General features: G+C 64.6%; 3 protein-coding genes and 1 pseudogene. 2 read left to right on the top strand and 2 right to left on the bottom strand.

Annotation, left to right across the window (positions count from 1 at the left end):
* Positions 1 to 186: pseudogene (locus EOD07_RS29735) on the bottom strand (methyltransferase); the annotation flags it as partial.
* The gene (locus tag EOD07_RS29730) at positions 186 to 410 is read right to left on the bottom strand and encodes a DUF2007 domain-containing protein (RefSeq protein WP_040991013.1); all 225 of its coding nucleotides are present in this window, start codon (positions 408 to 410) and stop codon (positions 186 to 188) included. The gene EOD07_RS29730 and the pseudogene EOD07_RS29735, both read right to left, overlap by 1 nt.
* 176 nt (positions 411 to 586) lie before the next feature.
* Here EOD07_RS29730 and EOD07_RS29725 point away from each other — a divergent pair, with 176 nt between their 5' ends.
* Both EOD07_RS29725 and EOD07_RS29720 read left to right on the top strand, forming a co-directional pair.
* Positions 587 to 1600, top strand: coding sequence for a polyprenyl synthetase family protein (locus EOD07_RS29725; RefSeq protein WP_127237870.1), 1014 nt, complete (start codon positions 587 to 589; stop codon positions 1598 to 1600).
* Positions 1601 to 1706: 106 nt separating this feature from the next.
* The gene (locus tag EOD07_RS29720; RefSeq protein ID WP_127237869.1) at positions 1707 to 2372 is read left to right on the top strand and encodes a GntR family transcriptional regulator; all 666 of its coding nucleotides are present in this window, start codon (positions 1707 to 1709) and stop codon (positions 2370 to 2372) included.
* Positions 2373 to 2716: the final 344 nt, after the last annotated feature.

Genomic DNA, 2716 nt, shown 5'->3' with positions numbered 1-2716 from the left:
AGCACCCGCGCCGGCGCCGAAATCGGCGAGCCGGCCGGAAAAGCCGGACGGCACGGCGGCCGCCAGCATCATGGCGTCCATGCCGGCGCGATGACCGCCCCGGCTCGGCTGCACCAGCCAGAAGCGCCCGCGATGGAAGGCATCGACCGTGTGCGCCGGCGTATCTGGGGTGGTTGTCGCTGCCATTATTTCTGGCGGATCTCGTTTTCGATGCCGGCATCCTTGAGGATGCGGCGCGCCACGTCGGCCTTGTCGGCGTCGACCATGACACGCTTCTGCAAAAGGCCGATCGACCCTTCGAGCACGCTCATATTCTGGTCGGCGACGAAACAGGCGATGCCGGCGTCGCGCATCAGCGATTCGACAAAGGAGATGACGACGGCGTCATTGGTGCGGACAAGCTCGATCATGGAACGAAAATCGCAGGTTGCGGCGTTCGTGTAAACGTGGGAGCGACCCGCGCGCCAACAGCCGCGCCAATTCGCCTCTTGCCGTGCCCGGTTGTACCGACCTAGAGTCGGAACGGGATTAAGGGTGCCGTCGTGCGCGTTAAGTCGCGCGCGTTATATAGACGGGAGTTGTCGTGGTGGGTGTCGTTCTCAACATCGAAGGCAAGCGGGAACCCGCTTCCATCAAGGATTTGATCGATCTGACGGCCGCCGACATGGGGCGTGTCAACGAGCTGATCCTGTCCAAGGCCGGCTCCGACGTCGAGATGATCCCGGAGATCGCCAACCACCTGATCTCCTCGGGCGGCAAGCGGCTGAGGCCCATGCTGACGCTGGCCGCCGCGCAGATGTTCGGCTATTCCGGCGAAGGCCATGTCAAGCTCGCCACAGCCGTCGAGTTCATGCACACCGCGACGCTTCTCCATGACGACGTGGTCGACGAGAGCGCGCTGCGCCGCGGCAAGAAGACGGCGCGCATGATCTGGGGCAACCAGGCGAGCGTGCTGGTCGGCGATTTCCTGCTCGGCCAGGCCTTCCGCATGATGGTCGAGGTCGGGTCGCTGGAAGCCCTCGACATCCTGTCGAGCGCCGCTTCCATCATCGCCGAGGGCGAGGTGATGCAGCTTGCCGCGGCCAAGAACCTCGACACCACTGAGGACGAGCATTTCGCCGTCATCAAGGCCAAGACCGCGGCGCTGTTCTCGGCCGCGGCCGAGGTGGGGCCGGTGATCGCGCTCGCCTCGCGCACCGACCGCGCGGCATTGCGCTCCTACGGCATGAATCTCGGCCTTGCCTTCCAGCTCATCGACGATGCGTTGGACTATGGCGGATCGAGCAAGGATCTCGGCAAGAATGTCGGCGACGATTTCCGCGAGGGCAAGGTGACGCTGCCGGTGATCCTTGCCTACCGGCGCGGCACCAAGGCCGAGCGCAGCTTCTGGAAGCGCGCCATCGAGGAAAACGTCACCGACGATGCCGGACTCGAAAAGGCGATCGGCCTGATGGCCCGCCATGGCGCCATCGCCGACACGATCGGCCGCGCCCGCCATTTCGGCGAGATCGCCCGCGACGCGCTGGCGCCGCTGGAGGCGACGCCGCAGAAGTCGGCCTTGATCGACGTCATCGATTTCTGCATCAGCCGGGTGAGCTGAGCCTGCTGGTCTCTCTGCGCTTGCCTGGCATCCTCCGGGCAGGGCGCTTGTGAATCCCGCGCCGGCCGTCTCGACAAAGGGCGGCCCGGCAAATTATCTATAAAATATGGCCAGCACAGAAGACACGATCGCCGTCCGCATCAGCAAGGAACTGGCGGACCGCATCATTTCGGGCGCGATCGAGCCTGGATCGCGGCTGCGCCAGGATCATGTCGCCGAGGAATTCAACACCAGCCATGTTCCGGTGCGCGAGGCCTTCCGGCGCCTTGAAGCGCAAGGGTTGGCGATCAGCGAGCCCCGGCGCGGCGTGCGCGTCGCCTCTTTCGATCTCCGCGAGGTGAGGGAGGTGGCCGAGATGCGCGCCGCGCTCGAAGTCTTGGCGCTGCGCCATGCCGCGCCGCATCTGACGGCGTCGATCCTGGACCAGGCCGAGGAGGCGACCAAGGCCGGCGACAAATCCCGCGACGTGCGCTCCTGGGAAGAGGCCAACCGCACCTTCCACCGGCTGATCCTGGCGCCCTGCAACATGCCGCGCCTGCTCTCCACCATCGACGACCTGCACGCGGCGAGCGCGCGCTTCCTGTTTGCGGCCTGGCGCTCGGAATGGGAAACCCGTACCGACCAGGATCACCGCGCGATCCTGGGAGCGCTGAGGCAAGGCAACACCGAATCCGCCGCCGCGACGCTCGGCCGCCACGTGCAGTGGATCGGCCAGAAGCCGGTCAGGACCGCCTCCGGCAAGACCCGAGAGGCTTTCGCCATCGTGGGGTAATGTTAGCTCGACCTCCATGCGGTCGTCATTCCAGGGCGGAGCAAGGAGCGAAGCGACGCGCGCAGACCCTGGAATCCATGCCGTTACGTCGAGGCTTTGCAGCGGTGCAGAACGACCTTGTTCTGCACCGCTTTTGCCATTCGGCCAAGGTCACGGAATTCTCGGACCTCCGCGTCCGCTTCGCTCCCGCTCCGCCCGTGGATGACGAACCTGCGGGCTTGCCATCGTCGCGAAAATATGGATTCGATAATAGATGAAGGTCAAAAATTATCTATAATTTACTCGAACCAGGGAAGACACCGTGACCAACGCAGCCATTTCGACCCCAAAACCCTCCTTCAGCC

It is taken from the genome of Mesorhizobium sp. M2C.T.Ca.TU.002.02.1.1, from assembly GCF_003997225.1.
Note: the sequence above shows the minus strand (reverse complement) of the source record. Positions and strands in the feature narration are given on the sequence as shown.